This window comes from Rathayibacter sp. Leaf185 (genome assembly GCF_001423885.1).
In the GTDB taxonomy this organism is placed as follows: Bacteria; Actinomycetota; Actinomycetes; order Actinomycetales; family Microbacteriaceae; genus Rathayibacter.
Window position 1 is genome coordinate 223,500 of the sequence record NZ_LMPP01000004.1, and the last position, 22,085, is coordinate 245,584.

The window sequence follows — 22,085 nt, forward strand, 5'->3', positions numbered from 1 at the left end:
TTTGGCCTTGACCTGAGCCAGTGAAGAGGTTGTGGGGAATTATTTGTCGCTTCGCAAGAAGTCGCCACCCTGCAACCGACTCGCTTGGGTCAGGTGCCAATGGTCCTCTTTTTCAACGGTAGCAAATCAAAAGTCAAAGTCTTCGGCCTCGTCGCTTGCGTTTCCGTACCATAAGGTCGTGACGCCGCACGAACACCACCAATATGCCATCACGGGTACGCGACGTGTGTATGAGCGAAATAGCAAGGCTGCACCGCAGCTCAGGCAACGCAGGCATAAATCGTCGTTCATTCGTCTAGTGTCCTCGACTGCCGATGGAACATCTCGGTCAGTCGCAAAACATCGGTGCCGCCGAGGTCGGTCATTAGCTCGGTTGGTTTGAAATCCGCGTATCAGGCGTGAACCCCGACGTCCAGCTCCCCTCAGTTCAGCCCCGGGAGATTGTAGCGTGGACCCGTTGGAGCTTGCTCGGCTTCTTCAATCCCTCAAGTGATGGTGCCGACGTGGGTGCGTCGACGCCTCCTGCGCGTGGTCACTGCACACAGGATTTTGGCCAAAGCACCGCCGCTGATCCTCCCATGGCGCAGACCGTGCACTATCGGCAACCGTCCCGCCGACCACGCGGCGCTGGCGGTTTCTTCTTGCGACACGTCCGGAATCTAACTCTGGAAAGACAAAGTCACGCGATCTCCGGAGACAACGCCAGCACACCACAGAGCATCGCAGCGCCTCATAGCACCAATTTGCGGCAGCCGATTAAGGCGAGCCTTCCCATCCTGAGGATCATTACCGATTGGCCGCGAGTACTCTAACCACGAGGAAAAGTGAATAATCGAGACGGCCACATAAGTACGTCTCGATGTCGCTGAGTGAGGGGAAACATGTCGACGGACGGGATAGAAAAAGAGCGCAACAACGAGGCGCGGCGGCGAGCAGGTGTCATGGCAACTATTGGCATCGTCGTCAAACCTATCCGCATATTTGTCAGGAATTGAAAGGGCCCCCTCCCTTGCGAGGGTCTGAACTCAAGCAAGAGAGGGGGCGTCGCTAGGCTATTACTGGCCGGGACGAAATCCCTTCCGGCGTCCCGCGAGGCGTTCAGCCGGGCCTAGCACGGCGCTGTTGGGTGCGAGCTGGTTGAGCTTAGCCGGGGTGACGACCATCTCGATCATCGCCCGTTGCGGAACTCGAGCGCCACCAGCTTAGCGACAGGCTTTAGATCCTTGATTTCGGTCGCGGGAGCGTCGAACTATTTCTGCTCATTGAGATCAGGGGGCGGACAACGATCGTGGCGATCGGGTCGTCCTGGGCTTCGGCACCGGTGACGTCCGAAACCCTGATTTCGCGGCGCCCAACGGGATCGCACTTCTTGTTATCGTTGATCTACATTGGTTACGGCGGTCTGTCATTAGCTTGGTGATCGTTGCGTCGAAGCATCCATAGAGGCCACCATTGATCAGCCGGCGTGCTTGAACCTGCATAGCTCTGTCAAAGATGTGGGAAGACTCCATACCGAAAGGCGTCGTCAACTCGCACCATGCGTAGAGCGTGGTCCGATCAATGTCGAGATACAGGCCAAGGCCCTAACGAGTTGGCAGATCTGCAATGCACTGGTCTGCATACTTCGATGCTCGCTCGACGAGATTTTTAGGTAGCGTTGTGGGTCTTTCCATATACCACTGTTCTATCATAGCTCTGCTATTTGACCCAGCGCCAAGGTGTGTATTTTTGGCTCTTGTACCATGCGCGGAAGCGGCTGAGTGCCTTCGTATCAACAGGAACGATTGTCCCGTCGTGCACTATTGAATCGTATTCGACAGCGGTTGCTTCGACAAACGCACTACCGTCCGATTTCTTGTGCCATACCTTGCCATTGATGTCCACAAAACGGATAGCCGCACGGGTGTATTTGTTACCCACGTCTTCGAAGATCACTTCATTTGTCGTGTTGGGGTCAATCATCGGAGTCGTGAGGGGCATCGCCGAATGGGATATGAGCTCGGTACGCAATTCACCCTTTTCAGTGCGAAGCGCCAATGTAGGCAATAGAATTGGTGTGATCGGCCCGTTCACCCACGTGACGATCGCATTAGTGGTGGTGTCATCTTGCGGGTGGAACACCATCGTCAGGTTGAATGAGTCGGGAGCGATACGAGCCTTGGCCCGGACGTCACCTCGCCACACTCGGTACGCCACGACGACCGCCAGGATTGTGCCGATGCCAGAGAGCCAGTCAGCGAACTCGCCTGGCTGGAGGCCGAACACGTTCTTGACGAAGTCCCAGAATCCATCCACGCACGGAGCCTAGCGTTGCGCCTCCACTACGTAGTCCACGAGCACCTTCGCCTTGCAACTTGTGCAGCCCAGCACGACGAACCAGGCCGTTGCTCTAGACCGGTCGTTCCCTGCCGTCACGTCTGCTTGAACCGCTGCCACGTGTGCTCGCACGTCGTCGGCTTATGGCGTGCGAAGCGGCGTGCCTCAGCGGCCTCCCGGATACGACCGTGCAGAGCGGATCGAAGCGTGTCTATGGGTGGTCATGCCTCTCCCCCGTGCTTTAGGATAGGCGCCGATGTTGTAGGCGGACCAGGCGGACCAACCGCCGCCCTGGTAGGTCGTCCACGCTGCTCGGGCGTTCGCCTCGAGCTGCAAGCGCTCCTCGTCGCCGATCAGTCCGATCCGCAGGTGAATCCTGTTGGCTGCATCAGCCCGGCGTCGTTTCTGCCGTTCGTGTCCGCCTCGTTGACGGCGTCAGCTCTACAACCGCTCTCGGCCCGCATCACGGCGAGTGCCGTGTCGACGTCCCCGGCGTACTGCTCTAGGAGCGGTCCGTACTGCTCACACCCGCTTGGTGCTGGCGATGGTGCTGCGGGCTGCGCAGGAGCGCTCTGTGCCTCGACTGGCTGCTCAGGTGGACTTGGTGCCGCTTTCGGTTCTTTGACGCTAGCTACGGCGACTAGCGGGCTTCTTTTGACGCTGCTGCTACCGCTCGTTCGATCTGGCTCACGTTGAGGGACCGCAGTGTCCAGCCGGTGATGATGCCAGCGAGGCTGAACGCCATGATGGCGACGATGAACCATGGCAGGATTGGTGAGGCGATGGTGCGCTTGAATCAGTTGGGTTGATTTGATGGTACAAATCTGTCGTCGTGTGTAGTACTCCTATTCCGTTTTCCTTAGTTAGGTGTGCTTACTTGACTTCTGCGAACGTGGTCTTGCTCGGCGTTCGGCAGTCCGTGATTGCTATTAGGTCAGTCATGTTTGTGTTTCCTTGTTTGTTTGACTTCCTTTGGTTAGGCATGAACACTATGTATAGTCGATACTATTCTTCGTCAATGGTACGCTGTCGCCATGGCAATAACCTATTCGGTCAAGACGTGGTTCAGAGTCCCGTCGGATAAGACCATCGGCTTCACCTCAGACGTCGACATCGAGGTGGCGGGAAAGCCTTACGAGGTCAAGATCGATGGACACCGAGTTTGGACCAGTTTCCCCGACTTCGACAAGGAACGAGACACGCAGGGACTATTAAACCCGGAGACAGGCGACCTCTTCGCCGTTGCCGCATTCAGAGTCTTTGCCACGTCATTCCTTGTAGTACCAGATGATGCCACGCCTAGTCAGATCCAGAAGGAGGTCGGCGAGGCCAGTGAGAGAAATCACACGGCCGCAGTGCGGCTAGTGGACGCTCTGCGCATTGCCAGTCCAAACACAGGCTTGGTTGGGACACGACTAGAAAGCATCCACGCCACGTACAACAGGGTTCCGGGCGGGGAAGCTGTTGAAATGACAATCCGCACTCCGAACCGAGGTGTCATTGTTGGCTACCCCTCGCTTCCCTTGTCGCTTGCGGATCGGGTGATGGCGCAGGGACCCGACATCGTGAGCGTTCTAATGGCACAGGCGACATTCAATATTCGGCACTCTGTCGACCCGAATCCTCAACTCGCCGTGCTTCTGGCCGCCATTGCGTGCGAAGTGCATGCCACGCAGCTCATCGAGGCCACGGTAGATACTGCTGACGCTGACACCGTACGAAATTTTTATAAAGTTGCCAACCGAGCTCGGGAGCCGAAGGAGAAGTACGGAAAGCTCGCCAAAGCCCTTTGGTCGAAATCATTAGAGGCCGAGCACCCTGCCCTCTGGAAGCACTTGGTCGAACTCTTCGCAGTCAGGCACCGCATCGCTCACAGCGGTGCTCTCGTAGAGTTGGAAGCTGGAGAGCCGTTGGTATACCAGGCAAGGCTCGCCATCCACTGGCTGACCCTGATATCCGAGGGAAAGGACTCTAAGACGCTTCCGATGTTCCCGATCGTCTGACGGACCCCTCAGATCCTCCGCACAGCGTTGGCCCACACCCAGGCGTCGAGCTTCGTCCCGTCCGACGTGCTCCACTCGACGTGGACCCCTCGGTCGTTCCACTCCACGGCGTACGCCTCGACGACGACGCGCTGCTCATGGAAGCGCACCCACGCCTCGACCTTGACAGCTGCACCACGGCAGACGGGGCTGCGGGCGATGTCGAGCTCCTCGGGCGTCAGGCTCACGGGCGCCGGCCTGACGGCAGCTTCGGCGACACGTTGCGCCATCTGCCGGTCGATGCTGTCTGCGTAGCGTCGGTTGGTTCCCATGACGTCCCACTGTAGCCGAACGTATGTTCGAACACAGGACGGCAGCAGGAACACGTGGCGACCACCCGCCGCCGCGACGATCATCGCCTCCGCCACCTCCTCGCTGCCGATCACGTCCGCGAAGTCGAGGCGCGCCTCAGGATCGATCGGCGCCGCGGGCGCCGTCGTCTCTTTCGGCAGAACCGGAAGCTCCCACTTGGTGCCGTGCCAGACCGCGGCAGCCGCGAGGGAGGACACCGCGATGACCTCGACCCCGTCGACGAGCTCGGCCTCGAGCCGGTCGGCGGAGGGGACCATCACCCGCCGCCGGCCCTCGCGTGCTGCCGCGAGCACCGCCGGCAGCACTCCTGCCACCGACCGCAGCCGGCCGTCCAATCCCAGCTCGCCGACATGCACGACCGACGCCACCGACTCCGCATTCACCTCCCCCAGCGCCGCCAGCGCCGCGAGCCCGATCGTGAGATCGAACGCCGACCCGTGCTTGGGCATCGCCGCCGGCGACAGGTTCACCGTGATCTTGTACTCCGAGATCACCGAGCCCGAGTTGATCGCCGCCGATCGCACCCGCTCCTTCGCCTGCGACAGCGCCGCATCCGGCAACCCGATGATCATCACGCCCGGCGTCCCGTCGGCCGAGTGCGCCTCGACTCCGACGACCGCGCCCGTGAAGCCCACGAGGCCCACCGACGACGTCCTCCCGATACCCATCACGCCACCGCCCGCAGATGACGCACCTGCGTAGGCACACCCTCCGGCGCGATGATCCCCACCGCATCGATCCGCAGACGCCGCGACCGCTCGTGATGCTCGTGCGCCCACGCATACGCCAGACGCCGCAACCGCTGCGCTTTCGCCCGCGCGATCGCCTCGACCGGCAACCCGAACCGCGTCGACGAACGGGTCTTCACCTCGACCACCACCAGCGCCGCGCCCTCACGCGCCACGATGTCCAGCTCGCCCTCCCGCACCCGCCAATTGCGATCCAGGATCTCGAAACCGTGCGCCTTCAGATGCGCCGCAGCGATCTCCTCGTCACGCCGCCCCAACTCGTCCTTATCCATCAGAACCTCCCGCGTGAAGAGTTGCGGAGGGGGCGGGTGGGCGTGAGGAGCGGCAGCGGGTCTCGGGAGAGAACGAGCGAGGTGCGACTGTGGAGGAGGCCCGAGAGGACGCGCGCGGTACGCGTGTAGACGAGGAGAAGCAGACACCGCACGGCCCGAGGGGGTGGGATCTCTATACGCCGCCGGAGGCGGCTACTCGATCAGCAGGGCAGGGATGCCCCTGCGTTCGAGCGCACAGGCGTCGCCAGTGCAGCTGACGGCCAAGCCGACAACAGAGGAACGAGCGAGCAAGTAGCCCTACTCGTCGAGCGCGAGCTCCTTGGGCAGCTCGAACTCCTTGCGGGAGAGCTCCTCGACGTTGACGTCCTTGAAGGTCAGCACGCGGACGGACTTCACGAAGCGGTCGGAGCGGTAGACGTCCCAGACCCACACGTCGCGCATGGTCAGCTCGAAGTAGAAGTCGTGCTCGGTGTCGCGGCGGACCAGCTCGACCTCGTTCGCCAGGTAGAAGCGGCGCTCGGTCTCGACGACGTACGAGAACTGCGACACGACGTCGCGGTACTCCCGGTACAGTGCCAGCTCGACCTCGCGGTCGTAGTCCTCGAATTCGTCTTCATCCATCGTCCGTCGAGTCTACGCCGGTGCGGAGGCGGCCTCGGCCTCCACGGCCGAGCGCGACTTGGACAGCCAGGTGACACGGTGCAGCGGCGACGGGCCGACGCGGTCGAGGCCGGCCCAGTGCGCGGCGCTGCCGTAGCCCTTGTTGCTGTCCCAGGCGTAGTCGGCGAAGTCGTCGTGGTGACGCACCATCTGGCCGTCGCGGCCGACCTTCGCGAGCACGGAGGCGGCCGACACCGACGCGCAGTCGCGGTCGGCCTTGATGCGGGTCACGATGGTGAGCTCCGACGCCCAGGGGCCGAGGGCGGGGCTCAGCCAGTCGTGCTTGCCGTCGAGCAGCACCACGGCGGTCGAGAGGTCGACGCCCTGGTCGACGAGGCGCTCGATGCCGCGCGAGGCGGCGCGCGCCAGGCCGGCGATGATGCCCGTCTCGTCGATCTCGTCGGCGGAGGACTCGCCGATCGCCCAGCCCGACACCCACTTCACGACGCCCGGCAGCAGGGCCTCGCGGCGGGCGGGCGCCAGGAGCTTGGAGTCGCGCAGCCCCTCGGGGAAGCGGCCGCAGCGGGAGCCGATCGAGACGACTCCGACCGACACCGGACCGGCGATCGCGCCACGGCCGACCTCGTCGCAGCCGATGACGCTCTCGTAGCCCTGGCGGAACAGCCGGCGCTCGAGGGTGAGGGTGGGGTCGGCGACGACCACCTAGCCCTCGCTGCTCTCGGTCTCGTCGGAGCTCTCCTCCGAGGCCTCGTTCTCGACGCCCTGGAACACCGAGGGGTAGTCGTCGAGCCAGGCCCACTGCTCGATCGGCCAGGTCACCAGGATCGCGCGGCCGACGACGTTGTCGATCGGCACGAAGCCGCCACCGGGCTTGTCGGTGTTGTAGCGCGAATCGGCCGAGTTGTAGCGGTTGTCGCCCATCACCCAGAGCGAGCCCTCGGGGACGACGACGTCGAACGGCGTCGCCGAGACGGCCTGCACGCCGTCGGGCAGCTTCACGTAGGGCTCGTCGATCGGGTTGCCGTTGATCTCGATCTGGCCGAGCGGGGTGCAGCACGTGACGTGGTCGCCGGGCAGGCCGATGACGCGCTTGATCAGGTGGTCGTTGCTGTCGGGCGCGGTGAGGCCGACGATCGCGAGGGCGGAGTCGACGGCGGCCTGGAACGCCGGCACCTGCGGCTCGGTGGTCGGCGACAGCCAGCCGCCCGGATCGCGGAAGACGACGACGTCTCCGCGCGAGATCGGCACGAGCGAGGGCACGAGCTCGTTGACCAGGATGCGGTCGTTCTCGATCAGCGTCTGCTCCATCGAGGAGGACGGGATGTAGAAGGACCGGATCAGGAACGTCTTCACGAGGAAGGACACCAGCACCGCGACGACGAAGATGATCAGGACATCGCGGAGGAAGAGCAGGACGCCTCGGCGGCGGCGCGGGCGGCGCGACTCCCCCGGCTCTGCCGAGTGGCGGGAGTGCTCACCTTCACCGGGAAGGCGGACCGGGGTCGTGCTGTCTGTCATCGCTGGCGTGGCCCCTACTGCGCTGGTGTGCACCGTGCTGGTGCGGCTCGTGCTGTCGTGCATCGGTCGTGCTCTCGAGCTGGGCGCACGGTGCTGATCGGCACCGTGCGTCGTCGTCACGGTGCGTCCCGGCGAGCGGCCGGTCCTCGTGCGTCGCGGGGCCGAGATCCCGGACGGGAACGGCCCCTGGAAAGCACCGAACCCCGGTCCCATTGTAGAGGGACCGGGGTTCGGGACGTTCTGTGCGAGGACCGCCTAGGAGCGCTTCTCCTTGATCTTCGCCTTCTTGCCGCGGAGGTTGCGGAGGTAGTACAGCTTCGCGCGACGCACGTCACCGCGGGTGACGACCTCGATGTGGTCGATCACCGGGGAGTGCACCGGGAAGGTGCGCTCGACGCCCACCTGGAAGCTGACCTTGCGGACCGTGAAGCTCTCGCGGACGCCCTCGTTGGAGCGTCCGATGACGACGCCCTGGAAGACCTGGATGCGCGAGCGCGAGCCCTCGACGATGTTGACGTGGACCTTGACGGTGTCGCCCGCACGGAAGTCGGGGATGTCGGTCCGGAGTGACGCCGCATCGACGGAATCGAGGATGTGCATGATGTATCGCTCTCCGTGCCCGCCACAGGTCGAACACCGTTTCGTTGAAGGAAGGTAGGTGTGCGCCTCGCGTCGTCGCGGCTCCCCTGTGGCAGAGCCTGCGCCAGGCACAAGCGCTTATTCTGTCACGCCGCGCCAGGCCGCGTCAAAGCACGACCGTCAGACGACGATGGTCTGGCCGTCTTGGGGGCGCTCCGGGTCGTAGCGGTCGCCGACGATCGGATGCTGCGCACCGGTCTGCGTCGAGGTCGCCTCCGCGAAGGCCAGCAGGGTCGCACGGGCATCGGTGACGAAGCGCCAGGTCGAGTGCCAGAAGGCGACGAGCCCGAGGAGGATCGAGAGCAGGCCGATCGCCCAGGCTCCCGGAGGGAAGAACCCGAAGGCGAAGAGGGAGGCGTGCCAGGCTCCGAGCGCCGCGACGTCGCCCCAGGCCGGGGTCCGAGTCGGCCGCACAGTCACCCGGAATGACACGATGCCGGCCACGACTGTGAGGCAGACCGCCAGAATGGGGAGGGCGATGACGAGACCGAGGACGGTCCACCCGCTCGATCCCCCGAAGAGTCCGTACCCGAGGAGGATCCACAGGGGCAGGACGATCGCGGCCGGATACTGCCAGGAACCGAAAGCCCGTCGCGTGCGCATGCACCGACCGTATACACGACCGCTGAACAACGCCTCAGCGACTCCCGAGAGGATCAGGATGATCGAGCTACGCACCCCCGCCGAGATCGAGGAGATGCGCCCCGCCGGCCGTTTCGTCGCCGAGGTCCTCCAGGCGACGGCCGCCGCCGCCGGAGTGGGTGTCAACCTCCTCGAGCTCGACCGCCTCGCGCACGACATGATCCGGAAGGCCGGAGCCGAGTCGTGCTACATCGACTACCACCCTTCGTTCGGCGCCAGCCCGTTCGGCAAGGTGCTCTGCACGTCGGTGAACGACGCCGTGCTGCACGGCCTGCCGTTCGACTACCGGCTGCGCGACGGCGACCTGCTGACCCTCGACTTCGCGGCGTCCGTGAACGGCTGGGTGGCCGACTCCGCCGTGACCGTCGCCGTCGGCACCCCGCGCGCAGAAGATCTGGCGCTCATCGACACGACGACGCGCGCGCTCGACGCGGGCATCGCCGCAGCCCGGCCCGGCGGCAAGATCGGCGACATCTCGGCCGCGATCGCCGCCGTCGCGCGGGCGGAGGGCCTCTCGATCAACACCGACTTCGGCGGTCACGGCGTCGGGCGCACCATGCACGGAGACCCGCACATCGCGAACGACGGACGCGCCGGCCGCGGGTACCCGCTCCGCCCGGGCCTCGTGGTCGCGATCGAGCCGTGGTTCCTGCAGTCGACCGACAAGATCTTCACCGACAAGGACGGCTGGACGCTGCGCAGCCGCGACGGCTCCCGCGGGGCGCACATGGAGCACACGATCGCGATCACCGAGACGGGCGTCGAGGTGCTGACGGCGCGCAGCTGACCGTTCGGCTCGCAGGGCACGGTCCGGCTCGCAGGAATCCGCGGATCCTGCGAGCCCAAGGTGTTTCTGCGAGCCGAGGGTGGCCGAAGGAGTGGACAGTGACGCTATCGGATAGCGATACTATCCGTATGCGCATCTCCGAGCTCAGCGACGCCAGCGGCATCAGCGTGGCGACGATCAAGTACTACATCCGCGAGGGGATCCTCGCCCCGGGCGTCTCCTCCGGCCCGCAGCGGGCCGACTACGGCGACGAGCACCTGGCGCGGCTGCGGCTGCTCCGGGCGCTGATCGAGAGCGGCGGAGTCGGCATCGCCGGCGCCAAGCGCATCACGACGGTGCTCGACCGCGGGGATCCGCCGTCGGTCGCGTTCGAGGTCGCGCAGGACGTCGTCTCGGCGAACGCCGACTCCGCGACCCCCGCCACGGACGCGTCGACGGAGCGCGTGCGCTCGCTCGTCGGCGACACCGTGTGCGGCCACCCGGCGGTCGTCACGGCCGCCAGGGCCCTCGACGCCCTCGAGGTGTCGGGCGGCGCGATGACCGACTCGTGGCTCGAGAGCTACGCGGAGGCGGCGCGCCTCGTCGCCCGCGCGGACCTCGACGAGCTGGAGGCGCGCACGAGCGTCAGCGAGCAGGCGTCGATAGCCGCCGTCGGGACGGCGATGGGCGACGTCGTGCTGCAGTCGCTCCGGAGGATCGCCCAGGCGCGCGAGACCCAAGCGCGCTTCGGAACGCGCAGCCCCGCGGAGGCGGCACGATGAGCGCCACGATGGCACCGGCTCGCGACTCCGCCCGCCTCGCCCCGCACCGGCCGCTCCTCGTCCTGGCCGTCGCCATGGCGATCGGCGCGGCCCTCTGCGTCATCGCCCTGATCCTCGATCCGCGCGAGCTCGGCGCTCAGCCGCTCTGGGCGAAGCCGCTCAAGTTCTGCCTCTCGATCGCCGTGTACTCGGTGACCCTCGCCTGGCTGATCGGGCTCCTCCCCCGGCGCCGGCGCTTCGCCTCCGCGCTCGGCAGCATCGCGGTGGCCGGTCTCGTCATCGAGATGGTGATCATCGCCGGCGCGGCCGCCTTCGGAGTCACCAGTCACTTCAACGTCTCGACACCCTTCCACACGGTGCTCTGGGGCGCGATGGCCGTGTCGATCGTGGTCGTCTGGCTCGTGACCCTCGGGCTCGCCGCTCTGCTCGTGCGCGTGCCGCTGCCGGATCCGGCACTCACGCTCGCCGTGCGCGCGGGGCTCGTCATCGGGCTGGTCGGCATGGCGCTCGCGTTCCTGATGACGGGGCCGACGGCGTCGCAGCTCTCGGACTACCGGGGCATCGTCGGCGCGCACGCGGTCGGCGTCGACGACGGCGGAGCCGGGCTCCCCTTCCTCGGCTGGAGCACCACCGGCGGCGATCTGCGGATCCCGCACTTCATCGGCATGCACGCGCTGCAGGGGCTGCCGCTGCTCGCGATCGCGCTCGACCGCCTGGCGCCTCGGGTGCGGGTGCTGCGGGACGCGGCCACGCGCCTCCGTCTGGTCGCGATCGCGTCCGTCGCCTGGGCGGCCGTGGTCGCGCTGACCTGCTGGCAGGCGCTGCGCGGTCAATCGATCGTGACCCCGGATGCGCTCACCCTCGCCCTCGGCGGGGTCGTCGCGGCGCTGCTCGTCGCGAGCACGGCCGGCACTCTGGTGCGGCGAGCGGGGGTGGCGCGATGAGCGCGCTGCGCCGCGGCTGGACGCCGCTCGCCCTGGTCTACCTCGTGCTCGCCGTCGCGGGCCTCGTCGGGACCTGGACGTGGAACATCCGCGCCGTGCTCGAGAGCGTCGACTTCCTCGGTGATCTCTCCGCGGGCGGCCCTGCGGTGTCGTCGATCACCACCGACCTGCTCGTCGTGGCCGTCGCGGCCGTCGCGTTCATGGTCGTCGAGGGGCGGCGCGTCGGGATGCGCCGGGTCTGGATCCTGGTGCTGCTCGCGCCGCTGGTCGCGCTGGCGTTCGCGTTCCCGCTGTTCCTCGCACTGAGGGAACGCCACCTCGCGATCAAGAAGAGCCCGGAGGGCTAGGAGAGCAGCTCGGGACGTACCCTGCGGGTGCGCTCGACGCTCTGCTCGTGGCGCCACGCGGCGATCGCTCCGTGGTTGCCGCTGAGCAGCACCGGAGGGACGTCGAGGCCGCGCCAGGAGGCGGGCTTGGTGTAGCTGGGGTACTCGAGCAGGCCGTCGGAGTGGCTCTCCTCGACGAGGCTCGCGGGGTTGCCGACGACACCGGGGACGAGGCGTCCGATGGCCTCGATCATCGCCATCACCGCGACCTCACCGCCGTTGAGCACGTAGTCGCCGAGGCTGATCAGGCGGACGCGGGCTCGGGAGGCGGTGTGGTCGACGACGCGCTGGTCGATGCCCTCGTAGCGGCCGCAGCCGAAGACGAGGGACGACTCCTCGGCGAGCTCGCGGGCGGTGGCCTGGGTGAAGAGCTCGCCGGCGGGCGACGGGAAGACGACGACCGGGTCGGCCTCGGAGTCGACGAGGGCGTCGAGCGCCTCGCCCCACGGCTCGGGCCGCATGACCATGCCGGCGCCGCCTCCGTAGGGCGTGTCGTCGACGGTGCGGTGCCGGTCGTGGGTGAACGAACGCAGATCGTGCACGCCGAGCTCGATCAGCCCGCTCTGGCGCGCACGCCCGAGCAGGCTGATGTCGAGCACTCCGAAGAACTCGGGGAAGATCGTGACGATGTCGATCTTCACGACCGGGGCTCCTCCTGGGCGGGGGCGTCGGCGGTCGGCTCGGAGTCGTCGGGTGCGTTTCCGACCGGCTCTGCAGCCTCGGCCGCAGACGCGTCCTCAGTCGGCTCCTGCGCCGTGAGCGCCGGGTCGGTGAGGTCGACGCCGGACAGGTCGACCTCGGCGGGCTCCTCCTCCGGCGCCTCCTCGAAGAGGCCGATCGGAGGGGTCACCGTGACGACACCCGCGACCGGGTCGATCGACGGGACGATCGCGTTCACGAACGGCACCATGACTTCGCCCGAGGGCGTGCCGACGATCAGCAGATCCTGCGCCGGGAAGTGGTCGACGCGGCGGACCGTGCCCACCTCGACTCCGTCGCGCACGACCTTGAGGCCGACGAGCTGGTAGTCGTACCAGCTGTCGTCGTCGCCCGGCTCGGTCTGGAGGTCCTCGTCGATCCAGAGGATCGCCTTGAGGAGCGTCTCGGCCGCGCTGCGATCCTCGATGCCCCTGAAGAAGGCGACGGCGTGGCTGTTGTACCAGCGGAGCTCGACGAGCTCGAGCTTCTTGCCGTGCCACTCCGACGTGCGGGGCACCTGCAGCGTGAAGGACGAACCGGGCGTGAAGCGCTTGTCGGGCTCATCGGTGTAGAGCTCGAGCTTGATCGCGCCCTTGAGCCCGTGGGCCTTGGTCAATCGGGCGACGCGGAGCTGCGTCGTGCCCGTCTCGGGGATCGACACCTCTACTTGTCGGTGTCGACGACGTCGACGCGCACACGGCGACCGTCGGCGAGGGCGGCGACCAGGGTGCGGACGGCCTTGGCGGTGCGGCCGGAACGTCCGATCACGCGGCCGAGGTCCTCGGGGTGCACGCGCACCTCGAGGACCTCTCCGCGTGGGGAGCTCGCAGCCACGACACGGACCTCATCGGGGTTCTCGACGATCCCCTTGACGAGGTGTTCGACAGCAGGAGCGAGCATCGACTACGCCTCGGTGGAGGTCTCGTCGGCGGTGGCCTCGGGAGCCGGGGCGGCCTTGGCGGGAGCCTCGGACTTCGGCTTGAGGACGGGCTTCTTCTTGGCGTCGACGACGTAGGGAGCCTTGGGCTCCTTCACCTTGACGGTGCTGACGGCGTCGGCGTCGCCCTGGAAGCGGCCCCAGTCGCCGGTCAGCTTGAGGATCGCGGCGACCTGCTCGGTCGGCTGCGCGCCGACTCCGAGCCAGTACTGCGCGCGCTCCGAGTCGACCTGGATGAACGAGGGCTCCTCGGTCGGGTGGTACTTGCCGATCTCCTCGATCACGCGGCCGTCGCGCTTGGTGCGCGAGTCGGCGACGACGATGCGGTAGTAGGGCGCTCGGATCTTGCCGAGGCGCTTCAGACGAATCTTGACAGCCACAATTCTCCTGTGTGGTCGTTGACCAGTGAGTGGTCGAGATGGATGAACTGAGCCGTGAGCGTGGGGGCACACCCGGCCGGAAGCTCGAGGGGGTTTCGTCGGCGGTGAGTAGAGGGTCGACCGCCTCGGACCCGACGGATCATTCTGCCAGAAAAACGCCCGGTCTGCGGGCCCGACACCCGGGCATCCGCCGCAGTATCCCTCTCCGAGCCGCTGAGCGCTGCCGGGTGCGCGTCCGAGGCCGTCATCGGGCACCGGATGCGAGGATGTGCAGGCGCGTCCCGACCCCGCGGGCGCCGGATCGACGAGGACGCCGTCATGGAGATCAGCTTCGCCACATCCGACCGCTCGACCCTCGGGATCGAGTGGGAGGTCGCCATCGTCGACCGCGAGACCGGCGACCTCGCCAATGTCGCCGACGTCGTGCTGGAGGCGCTCCGCGGCGACGACGGCGAGCCGCATCCGCAGATCACCGGCGAGCTGCTGCGCAACACCGTCGAGCTGGTCTCGGGGGTGCACCGCACGGTGCGCGACGGGGTCGCCGACCTGCAGGACCAGCTGCGGCAGGTGCGCGAGATCACGGATCCGATGGGTCTCGACCTCGTCTGCTCGGGCACGCACCCCTTCGCCCAGTGGTACGACCAGACGGTCACGGACAAGGAGCGCTACCACCGCCTCATCGACCGGACCCAGTGGTGGGGCCGCAACATGATGATCTGGGGCATCCACGTCCACGTCGGCATCGAGGACCGCGACAAGGTCCTGCCGATCCTGAACTCGCTGCTCGACTACTACCCGCACCTGCAGGCGCTCTCGGCGTCGAGCCCGTTCTGGGGTGGAGTCGACACGGGCTACGCGTCGAACCGCGCGCTGATGTTCCAGCAGCTGCCGACCGCCGGACTGCCGCCGCAGTTCGGCGCGTGGGCGAACTACGAGGAGTACGTCGACGACATGATGCGCACCGGCATCATCGACGACCACACGGAGGTGCGCTGGGACATCCGCCCCTCGCCGCAGTGGGGCACGCTCGAGATGCGCGCCTGCGACGGACTCTCCTCGGCCGAGGAGATCGGCGCTGTCGCCGCGCTCATCCAGTGCCTGGTCGAGCACCTGTCGTCGCGCCTGGACGCGGGCGAGGACCTGCCGACCATGCAGCCCTGGTACGTGCGCGAGAACAAGTGGCGGGCGGCGCGCTACGGACTCGACGCCGAGATCATCCTGAACGCGGCCGGAGACGAGCGGCTCGTGACCGACGACATCCGCGATCTGCTGCAGACCCTGGCGCCCGTCGCCGAGCGGCTCGACTGCACCGAGGAGCTCGCCGACGTCGAGCTGATCCTCGTCGCAGGAGCGAGCTACCAGCGGCAGCTGCGGACGGCCGCCGCGAACGACGGCGATCTGAAGGCCGTCGTCCGCGCCCTGGCGGGCGAGCTGCGCGACGGACTCCGGGACCCGCGGGCGTGAGGCGGCCGGTCGCGGCGGTCGCGCTGCTCGGGCTGCTCGTGCTCGCGGGGTGCTCGACGGCGCCTCCGGAGGCGACCAGCACGGCGACACCGCAGGCCGAGGCATCCGCCGGAGCCGCGCCGCAGGAGACCGCCGACTCCGCTCCTCCGGCGGGGGACGACTCCGCTCCCCTCGTCGTCGGCGCGGAGATCCCGGTCGGCGCGCGCGTGACCGTCGTCGGCGACAGCATCGTCCGCGGGTACGGACTCGAGCCCGAGGCGGCCTGGCCGATCCTCGCGGGCGACGCGTTCGGCTGGAGCGTCACGAACCTCGGCTGCGACGGCGGCGGATTCGTGCAGCCCGGTGCGTGCGAGGCGCCGATCGGCGACCGCGGCGAGGAGATCGCCGAGACGGACCCCGACGTGGTCGTCGTGATCGCGAGCAGCAACGACCTCGGGTCCCCGAGCGACGAGGTGGCCGAGGCGATCCCTCCGGCGATCGCGTCGATCACGGAGGCGGTGCCGACGGCCCGCCTGATCGCCCTCGACTCGGTCTGGGGGCCGGACCCGCGCCCGAGCGACCTCGACGAGTACGACGCCGCGCTCGTCGCGGCGGTGACCGCCGCGGGAGGCGTGGCACTCGAGTACCCGGACCCGCTGCGCACCGATGGGCTGCTCGCGGAGGACGGCGTGCACCCGACCGAGGCGGGCCAGCTCGCGCTCGCCGAGGCGTTCGCGCTGGCGGTCGAGAAGGCCGGGCTCGCCCAGACGGCGCCGACCGACCTGCGGGCGACGGACGCGCCCGACTGACCGCACGCCTTCGGCCGAGAGGAGGTCTCCTGGGCGGTCGCCCCCTCCCGGCCGGCGTCGCGTCAGGCGTTCTTGCCGTCGCGCCAGGAGAGCAGCTCGCGCACCGGCGCCAGATCGATGTCGGGCCCCGTGATCCCCAGGGTGAACAGGCGCGCGCCGAGGTCGAACTGCTGGTCGAGCACACCGAAGGAGGCGTCGCCGACTCCCCCGCGCACGCTCGCACCGGTGGAGATCTCGATCGCGGACATGTCGCGATCGACCTTCCCGCACCACTCGGCGAGGACTCCGAGCTTGCGCTCGAGCGTCGGCACGTCGGAGAAGCTGTGCCAGATGTCGGCGTGCTCCGCGACGATCCGCAGGGTCTTCTTCTCTCCGCCTCCGCCGATCATCACCGGGATGTCGCGGGTGGGAGCGGGGTTCAGCTTCTCCCAGCGGCTCCGGATGCGCGGCATCGCCTCCGACAGCTCGTCGAGACGCGAACCGACCGTGCCGAACTCGTAGCCGTACTCCTGGTAGTCGCGCTCGAACCAGCCGGAGCCGATGCCGAAGATCAGGCGACCCTCGGCACCCTTCGCGCTGATGTGGTCGACGGTGCGCGCCATGTCGGCGAGGAGATCGGGGTTGCGGTAGCTGTTGCAGGAGACGAGGGGACCGAACTCGATGCGGCTGGTCTGCTCGGCCCAGGCCGCGAGCATGCTCCAGCCCTCGAAGTGCAGGCCGTCGGGCTCGCCCGACAGCGGGAAGAAGTGATCCCAGTTGAAGGCGATGTCGACGCCCATGTCCTCGATCTCGGCGAGAGTGTCGCGGATGACCTCGTAGGGGACGTGCTGGGGGGCGATCTGGACGCCGATGCGGACGGGGCGCGCGGGTGCGGTTGTCATGCGTTCACGCTAGCCCCCGGGGGTGGCGGTGGACGCTATTCGCCGGCGGGGTCGGGGGCCGTCGTGGGAGGCGCGTCGGTGGTCGAGCGGGCGAGCTTGACGGTGGTCGCGCCCGCATCGTCGAAGAGGCGGAGGCGTCCGCCGTCGATCGAGGCCATCGCGGACTCGGTGAAGATCGTCGGGAGGGCGACTCCGTCGCAGGCGATCTGGGTGCTCATGCCCGCCTCGACGGTGAGCGCGCCCTCGCCGTCGATCGACCACTCCCCCTGGGCGCCGTTGCAGCCGTCCGATCCGGTCCACGTTCCGTCATCGGCGATCAGGAGGAACGGCACCTCCGGCGAGTCGTAGGCGACGCCCGTGACCCACCGACCGACCAGGTCCTCGGGAGCGGGAGCAGACATGGCGTCGACTCCCGAACCCTCGGCGCAGCCGGCCAGACCGAGCGCGAGCGCCAGCACAGCGGAGGCGCCGAGCGCGCGGCGGATCATCGGCCGAGGAGCTTCTGCAGCTGCTCCAGCTCCTCCGGCGACGGCTGAGTCGCGCCCTTGCCGGCTCCGAGGCCGAAGCCCGACCCTCCGCCGTCGGTCGGCCGCGGGCCCGCGGCGATCGCCGCGTTCTCGGCCGCACGCTTGGCCGGGTTGCCCGACTTCGAGCCGCTCTTCTTCTTCTGCGGCTTCGGCTTGCCGCCGTAGCCGGCGCCGGGCACCGGGCCCATGCCGGGGACGTTGGGCATGCCGCCCTTGGCGACCGTCTTCATCATCTTCGCGGCCTGCTCGAAGCGGATGACGAGCTGATTGACGTCGGTGACGGTCATGCCCGAGCCGCGCGCGATGCGCAGGCGCCGGGAGCCGTTGAGCAGCTTGGGGTTGATCCGCTCGGCCTTGGTCATCGACTGGATGATCGCCTCGGTGCGCACGATCGCGCGCTCGTCGAACTGGTCGAGCTGCTCGCGCATGCCCTTCGCACCCGGGAGCATGCCGATCATCTTCTTGATCGAGCCCATGTTGCGCAGCTGCTGCATCTGGCCGAGGAAGTCGTCGAGGGTGAACGAGTCGCCCATGATCTTCTCGGCGATCTTGCGCGCCTCGTCCTCGTCGAACGCGGACTGCGCCTGCTCGATGAGGGTGAGGACGTCGCCGAGGTCGAGGATGCGGCTCGCCATGCGGTCGGGGTGGAACTGCTCGAAGTCGTCGAGTCCCTCGCCCGTGGACGCGAAGAGGATCGGGCGGCCGGTGAGCGAGGCGACCGAGAGGGCCGCGCCTCCCCGGGCGTCGCCGTCGAGCTTCGACAGGACGACGCCGGTGAAGTCGACCCCCTCCTGGAACGCCTTCGCGGTGGCGACCGCGTCCTGGCCGATCATCGCGTCGATGACGAACAGCACCTCGTCGGGGTTCGTGACCCGGCGGATGTCGGAGGCCTGCTTCATCATGTCGGCGTCGACGCCGAGGCGGCCGGCGGTGTCGATGATGACGGTGTCGTACTGCTTGTCGGTGGCGAAGCGGATCGCCTCCTGGGCGACCTTGACCGGGTTCCCGACTCCGTTGCCGGGCTGCGGAGCGAAGACCGCGACTCCGGCCTGCTCGCCGACGACCTGCAGCTGCTGCACGGCGTTGGGGCGCTGGAGGTCGGCCGCGACGAGGAGCGGCGTGTGACCGTCCTTCCCGAGGAACTTGCCGAGCTTGCCCGCGAGGGTCGTCTTTCCCGCGCCCTGGAGGCCGGCGAGCATGATGACGGTCGGCGGGCGCTTGGCGAACTCGAGGCGGCGCGACTGGCCGCCGAGGATCGCGACGAGCTCCTCATTGACGATCTGCACGACCTGCTGGGCCGGGTTGAGCGCCTTATTGACCTCGTCGCCGAGCGCCCGCTCGCGCACCTTGCCGGTGAACTCCTTGACGACCTCGAGCGCGACGTCGGCGTCGAGCAGCGCGCGCCGGATCTCGCGGACGGTGCCGTCGACGTCGGAGGCCGAGAGCTTGCCCTTGGTGCGGAGGTTCTTGAACGTCTCGACGAGTCGATCGGAGAGGGTGCCGAAAGTAGCCATGATGCCCGGAATTCTACCGGAGGCGCGGAGGGGGTCTGTCGGCACGCCCCACCCATCGATTAACTGGACCGAGTGCAAGAACGCGAATAGTGTGGCGGCGTGATCGAGACACTCGTGGCGGGCGACTCCGCAGAACCACTGGACTACCGCGACGGCTGGGAGCTGCAGCGCCGCCTCCATGCCGAGATCGTCGCCGGATCGCGCCCGAGCACGCTGGTGCTGTGCGAGCACGCCTCCGTCTACACGGCGGGCAAGCGCGCGGAGGCGCACGAGCGGCCGGACGACGGCTCCCCCGTCGTCGACGTCGACCGCGGCGGGCGCCTCACCTGGCACGGACCGGGCCAGCTCGTCGGATATCCGCTGGTGCGGCTGCGGGAGCCGGTCGACGTGGTCGCCTACGTCCGCTCGCTCGAGGGGGTGCTGATCGCGGTGCTCGCCGACCTGGGCGTCGAGGGCGTGCGGGTCGACGGGCGCTCGGGCGTCTGGATCCGCCGCGGCCTCGGAGCCGACAAGATCGCCGCGATCGGGATCCGCGTCGCGAGCGGGGTCACCATGCACGGCTTCGCGCTGAACGTGTCGAACAGCCTCGAGCCCTACGCGCGCATCGTCGCCTGCGGCATCGCCGACGCGGGGGTGACGACGATCGAGCGCGAGCTCGGACGCGCGCCGTCGATGGCCGTGGTGCGCGCTCGAGTGATGGCCAGGCTCTCGGAGGCGGCACCCGCCTTCGCGGCGCCGTCCACCGCCTCCGCGGAGGTCGCCGCATGAGCGCCGACACCGGCGGCCGCAAGCTGCTGCGCCTCGAGGTCCGCAACGCCGAGACGCCGATCGAGCGCAAGCCGCCGTGGATCCGCACCACGGCGACCATGGGCCCGGAGTACCGGCAGCTGCAGGCGCTCGTGAAGAGCGAGGAGCTGCACACGGTCTGCCAGGAGGCGGGCTGCCCCAACATCTTCGAGTGCTGGGAGGACCGCGAGGCGACGTTCCTCATCGGCGGCGCGCAGTGCACGCGGCGCTGCGACTTCTGCCAGATCGACACCGGGAAGCCGGCCGACTACGACGCCGACGAGCCGCGGCGCGTCGGCGAGTCTGTGGCGCGGATGAACCTCCGGTACGCGACCGTCACCGGCGTGGCCCGCGACGATCTGCCGGACGAGGGCTCGTGGCTCTACGCCGAGACGATCCGGCAGATCCATGCGCAGTCGCCCGGCACGGGCGTCGAGATCCTGGTGCCCGACTTCACGGGGCATGCCGAGCACCTGCAGCGGGTGTTCGACGCGCGGCCGGAGGTGTTCGCGCACAACGTCGAGACGGTCCCGCGGATCTTCAAGCGGATCAGGCCGGCATTCCGCTATGAGCGCTCGCTCGACGTGCTGACGCAGGGGCGCGAGGCGGGGCTGATCACGAAGTCGAACCTCATCCTCGGCATGGGCGAGGAGCGCGAGGAGATCTCGCAGGCGCTGCAGGATCTGCACGACGCCGGGACCGACATCATCACGATCACGCAGTACCTGCGGCCGACGCCGCGGCACCTCCCGGTCGACCGCTGGGTGCACCCGGAGGAGTTCGTCGCGATCAAGGAGGAGGCGGAGGACATCGGGTTCCTCGGCGTGCTCTCGGGACCGCTCGTGCGCTCCTCCTACCGCGCGGGGCGGCTGTGGGCGCGCTCGATGGAGTCGAAGGGGCTGCCCGTGCCGGAGCACCTGCAGCACCTGGCCGATGCGGCGCTCGGATTCGCGCAGGCGGTCTGACGCGGCCCCGCGAGATGCCACTCCGGTACGCCTCGTCCGGCGTGTCGCGTACTGAGGTGGCATCTCGCGGCGGCGCCCACCGCCGGCAGCGCGTCAGCCGACGAGCTGCTGAGCGAAGACGTGAGGGGTGAAGCCGGTGAGGTCGCCGATCTTCTCGCCCTGGCCGACGAGCTTGATGGGGATGCCGGTCTTCTCCTGCACGGCGAGGACGAAGCCGCCCTTGGCGGAACCGTCGAGCTTGGTGATCACCAGGCCGGTGACCCCCGCGTGCTCGATGAACGCCTCCGCCTGGCTCAGGCCGTTCTGACCCGTCGTGGCGTCGAGCACGAGCAGGATCTCGGAGATCGGCGCCTGCTTCTCGATGACGCGCTTGATCTTGGTCAGCTCGTCCATCAGGCCGCCCTTGGTGTGCAGGCGGCCGGCGGTGTCGATGATGACCATCTCAATGCCGTTGTCCTTCGCGAACTGCACGGTCTGGAAGGCGACCGACGCCGGATCCTGGCGCTCCTGCTGCGGGCGGACGATCTGCGCGTCCGCGCGCTGCGCCCACGTGGCGAGCTGGTCGACGGCGGCGGCGCGGAAGGTGTCGGCCGCACCGACGACGACGCTGCGGTCGAAATTGCGCAGGAACTTGGCGAACTTGCCGATGGTCGTGGTCTTGCCGACGCCGTTGACTCCGACGACGAGGATCACGGCGGGGCGCTCGCTGAGCTTGAGGGTCGTGTCGTACTTCGACAGCCGCTCCTCGAGCGACTCGCGGAGCATGCGCTGCAGATCGCGCGGGTCGGTCGTGCTGTAGCGCTCGACCTTGGCGCGGAGGTCGGCGATCATCTCCTCGCTGATGTCCGGACCGAAGTCGGCGGTGATCAGAGCGGTCTCGAGGTCGTCCCACGTCTGGTCGTCGATCGTGCGCTTCTCGAACAGGCCGCGCAGTGCGCGACCGAGCGACCAGGAGGTGCGTTCAGCCATGGGTCAAGGGTACCGGCGCGCGAGGTGGGACTCTCTGGCGCGGGGCGGTGCGATCTGCAGGTGATGGCGGCGTCGCGGTCATGACCACGCGGACGAACGCGCTCTCCGGCTCCGAACTCCTGCTGACCGCACGAACTCCTGCTGACCGCACGAACTCCTGCGAACCGCACAGGGGCCTGCAGACCG

General features: G+C 67.9%; 25 protein-coding genes. 9 read left to right on the forward strand and 16 right to left on the reverse strand.

Features of this window, described 5'->3' with window-relative positions; translation table 11 throughout:
• Positions 1 to 1,698: 1,698 nt before the first annotated feature.
• Positions 1,699 to 2,295, reverse strand: a complete 597-nt coding sequence (locus ASG06_RS20055; RefSeq protein ID WP_156466005.1) for a hypothetical protein — start codon at positions 2,293 to 2,295, stop codon at positions 1,699 to 1,701.
• Between the two features lie 1,055 nt (positions 2,296 to 3,350).
• On the opposite strand from ASG06_RS20055, the gene ASG06_RS20060 reads away from it, so the two are divergent.
• Positions 3,351 to 4,319 carry a hypothetical protein gene (locus ASG06_RS20060; RefSeq protein WP_156466006.1) on the forward strand — a complete coding sequence of 323 codons (969 nt, stop codon included), beginning with the start codon at positions 3,351 to 3,353 and terminating at the stop codon, positions 4,317 to 4,319.
• Between the two features lie 8 nt (positions 4,320 to 4,327).
• On the opposite strand, the gene ASG06_RS15260 is transcribed toward ASG06_RS20060, so the two are convergent.
• The 7 genes from ASG06_RS15260 to ASG06_RS15290 all read right to left on the reverse strand — a co-directional run bounded on the left by ASG06_RS15260 (position 4,328) and on the right by ASG06_RS15290 (position 9,072).
• Positions 4,328 to 5,314, reverse strand: a complete 987-nt coding sequence (locus ASG06_RS15260; protein WP_056044097.1) for a magnesium chelatase domain-containing protein — start codon at positions 5,312 to 5,314, stop codon at positions 4,328 to 4,330.
• 23 nt (positions 5,315 to 5,337) lie between these two features.
• On the reverse strand, positions 5,338 to 5,691 hold the full coding sequence (locus ASG06_RS15265) for a YraN family protein (protein ID WP_056044099.1): 354 nt from the start codon (positions 5,689 to 5,691) through the stop codon (positions 5,338 to 5,340).
• Positions 5,692 to 5,988: 297 nt separating this feature from the next.
• Positions 5,989 to 6,312 (reverse strand): DUF2469 family protein, encoded by a 324-nt coding sequence (locus ASG06_RS15270; protein ID WP_056044100.1) that lies wholly within the window; start codon positions 6,310 to 6,312, stop codon positions 5,989 to 5,991.
• Positions 6,313 to 6,324: 12 nt separating this feature from the next.
• Positions 6,325 to 7,014, reverse strand: coding sequence for a ribonuclease HII (locus ASG06_RS15275; RefSeq protein ID WP_056044101.1), 690 nt, complete (start codon positions 7,012 to 7,014; stop codon positions 6,325 to 6,327).
• Complete coding sequence (gene lepB / locus ASG06_RS15280; protein ID WP_056044608.1) at positions 7,015 to 7,830, reverse strand: signal peptidase I; 816 nt, start codon at positions 7,828 to 7,830, stop codon at positions 7,015 to 7,017.
• Between the two features lie 255 nt (positions 7,831 to 8,085).
• Complete coding sequence (rplS, locus tag ASG06_RS15285) at positions 8,086 to 8,430, reverse strand: 50S ribosomal protein L19 (RefSeq protein ID WP_056044103.1); 345 nt, start codon at positions 8,428 to 8,430, stop codon at positions 8,086 to 8,088.
• Between the two features lie 159 nt (positions 8,431 to 8,589).
• Positions 8,590 to 9,072 carry a hypothetical protein gene (locus ASG06_RS15290; RefSeq protein ID WP_056044105.1) on the reverse strand — a complete coding sequence of 161 codons (483 nt, stop codon included), beginning with the start codon at positions 9,070 to 9,072 and terminating at the stop codon, positions 8,590 to 8,592.
• A gap of 58 nt (positions 9,073 to 9,130) precedes the next feature.
• Here ASG06_RS15290 and map point away from each other — a divergent pair, with 58 nt between their 5' ends.
• From map to ASG06_RS15310, 4 genes are all read left to right on the forward strand, one after another.
• Positions 9,131 to 9,898, forward strand: a complete 768-nt coding sequence (gene map / locus ASG06_RS15295; RefSeq protein WP_056044106.1) for a type I methionyl aminopeptidase — start codon at positions 9,131 to 9,133, stop codon at positions 9,896 to 9,898.
• Positions 9,899 to 10,026: 128 nt separating this feature from the next.
• Positions 10,027 to 10,659, forward strand: a complete 633-nt coding sequence (locus ASG06_RS15300; protein ID WP_056044109.1) for a MerR family transcriptional regulator — start codon at positions 10,027 to 10,029, stop codon at positions 10,657 to 10,659.
• The gene (locus ASG06_RS15305) at positions 10,656 to 11,603 is read left to right on the forward strand and encodes a hypothetical protein (RefSeq protein ID WP_197409434.1); all 948 of its coding nucleotides are present in this window, start codon (positions 10,656 to 10,658) and stop codon (positions 11,601 to 11,603) included. The genes ASG06_RS15300 and ASG06_RS15305 overlap by 4 nt, the downstream gene beginning before the upstream one ends.
• Positions 11,600 to 11,950: a DUF2834 domain-containing protein gene (locus ASG06_RS15310; protein WP_056044111.1), complete on the forward strand. Its 351-nt coding sequence runs from the start codon at positions 11,600 to 11,602 to the stop codon at positions 11,948 to 11,950. The genes ASG06_RS15305 and ASG06_RS15310 overlap by 4 nt, the downstream gene beginning before the upstream one ends.
• Here the strand turns inward: ASG06_RS15310 and trmD are convergent.
• Genes trmD through rpsP form a run of 4 tightly spaced genes read right to left on the reverse strand, consistent with a single transcriptional unit; the run spans position 11,947 to position 14,005 of the window.
• Positions 11,947 to 12,630, reverse strand: coding sequence for a tRNA (guanosine(37)-N1)-methyltransferase TrmD (gene trmD, locus ASG06_RS15315; protein ID WP_056044113.1), 684 nt, complete (start codon positions 12,628 to 12,630; stop codon positions 11,947 to 11,949). The genes ASG06_RS15310 and trmD overlap by 4 nt on opposite strands.
• Positions 12,627 to 13,349 (reverse strand): ribosome maturation factor RimM, encoded by a 723-nt coding sequence (rimM, locus tag ASG06_RS15320; protein ID WP_082499290.1) that lies wholly within the window; start codon positions 13,347 to 13,349, stop codon positions 12,627 to 12,629. Before rimM ends, trmD begins: the two co-directional genes overlap by 4 nt.
• A gap of 2 nt (positions 13,350 to 13,351) precedes the next feature.
• Positions 13,352 to 13,588 (reverse strand): RNA-binding protein, encoded by a 237-nt coding sequence (locus ASG06_RS15325; protein WP_056044115.1) that lies wholly within the window; start codon positions 13,586 to 13,588, stop codon positions 13,352 to 13,354.
• A gap of 3 nt (positions 13,589 to 13,591) precedes the next feature.
• Positions 13,592 to 14,005, reverse strand: a complete 414-nt coding sequence (rpsP, locus tag ASG06_RS15330) for a 30S ribosomal protein S16 (RefSeq protein WP_056044116.1) — start codon at positions 14,003 to 14,005, stop codon at positions 13,592 to 13,594.
• A 318-nt stretch (positions 14,006 to 14,323) separates the two neighbouring features.
• Between rpsP and ASG06_RS15335 the strand changes: the two genes are divergently transcribed.
• Entirely contained in the window at positions 14,324 to 15,469 is a 1,146-nt protein-coding gene (locus ASG06_RS15335; RefSeq protein WP_056044117.1) for a glutamate--cysteine ligase, read from the forward strand.
• Complete coding sequence (locus tag ASG06_RS15340; RefSeq protein ID WP_056044119.1) at positions 15,466 to 16,257, forward strand: SGNH/GDSL hydrolase family protein; 792 nt, start codon at positions 15,466 to 15,468, stop codon at positions 16,255 to 16,257. Before ASG06_RS15335 ends, ASG06_RS15340 begins: the two co-directional genes overlap by 4 nt.
• 62 nt (positions 16,258 to 16,319) lie before the next feature.
• Here the strand turns inward: ASG06_RS15340 and ASG06_RS15345 are convergent, their stop codons facing one another.
• The 3 genes from ASG06_RS15345 to ffh are packed head-to-tail and all read right to left on the reverse strand — an operon-like array spanning position 16,320 to position 19,179.
• Entirely contained in the window at positions 16,320 to 17,138 is an 819-nt protein-coding gene (locus ASG06_RS15345; protein WP_056044121.1) for an LLM class F420-dependent oxidoreductase, read from the reverse strand.
• A 35-nt stretch (positions 17,139 to 17,173) separates the two neighbouring features.
• Positions 17,174 to 17,626 carry an META domain-containing protein gene (locus tag ASG06_RS15350; RefSeq protein ID WP_056044124.1) on the reverse strand — a complete coding sequence of 151 codons (453 nt, stop codon included), beginning with the start codon at positions 17,624 to 17,626 and terminating at the stop codon, positions 17,174 to 17,176.
• Positions 17,623 to 19,179 carry a signal recognition particle protein gene (gene ffh / locus ASG06_RS15355; protein WP_056044127.1) on the reverse strand — a complete coding sequence of 519 codons (1,557 nt, stop codon included), beginning with the start codon at positions 19,177 to 19,179 and terminating at the stop codon, positions 17,623 to 17,625. The genes ASG06_RS15350 and ffh overlap by 4 nt, the downstream gene beginning before the upstream one ends.
• A 99-nt stretch (positions 19,180 to 19,278) precedes the next feature.
• Here ffh and lipB point away from each other — a divergent pair, with 99 nt between their 5' ends.
• The gene (lipB, locus tag ASG06_RS15360; protein ID WP_056044129.1) at positions 19,279 to 19,947 is read left to right on the forward strand and encodes a lipoyl(octanoyl) transferase LipB; all 669 of its coding nucleotides are present in this window, start codon (positions 19,279 to 19,281) and stop codon (positions 19,945 to 19,947) included.
• Entirely contained in the window at positions 19,944 to 20,930 is a 987-nt protein-coding gene (gene lipA, locus ASG06_RS15365) for a lipoyl synthase (RefSeq protein WP_056044131.1), read from the forward strand. The genes lipB and lipA overlap by 4 nt, the downstream gene beginning before the upstream one ends.
• Positions 20,931 to 21,023: 93 nt before the next feature.
• Here the strand turns inward: lipA and ftsY are convergent, their stop codons facing one another.
• On the reverse strand, positions 21,024 to 21,899 hold the full coding sequence (ftsY, locus tag ASG06_RS15370; protein ID WP_056044133.1) for a signal recognition particle-docking protein FtsY: 876 nt from the start codon (positions 21,897 to 21,899) through the stop codon (positions 21,024 to 21,026).
• Between the last annotated feature and the right edge of the window lie 186 nt (positions 21,900 to 22,085).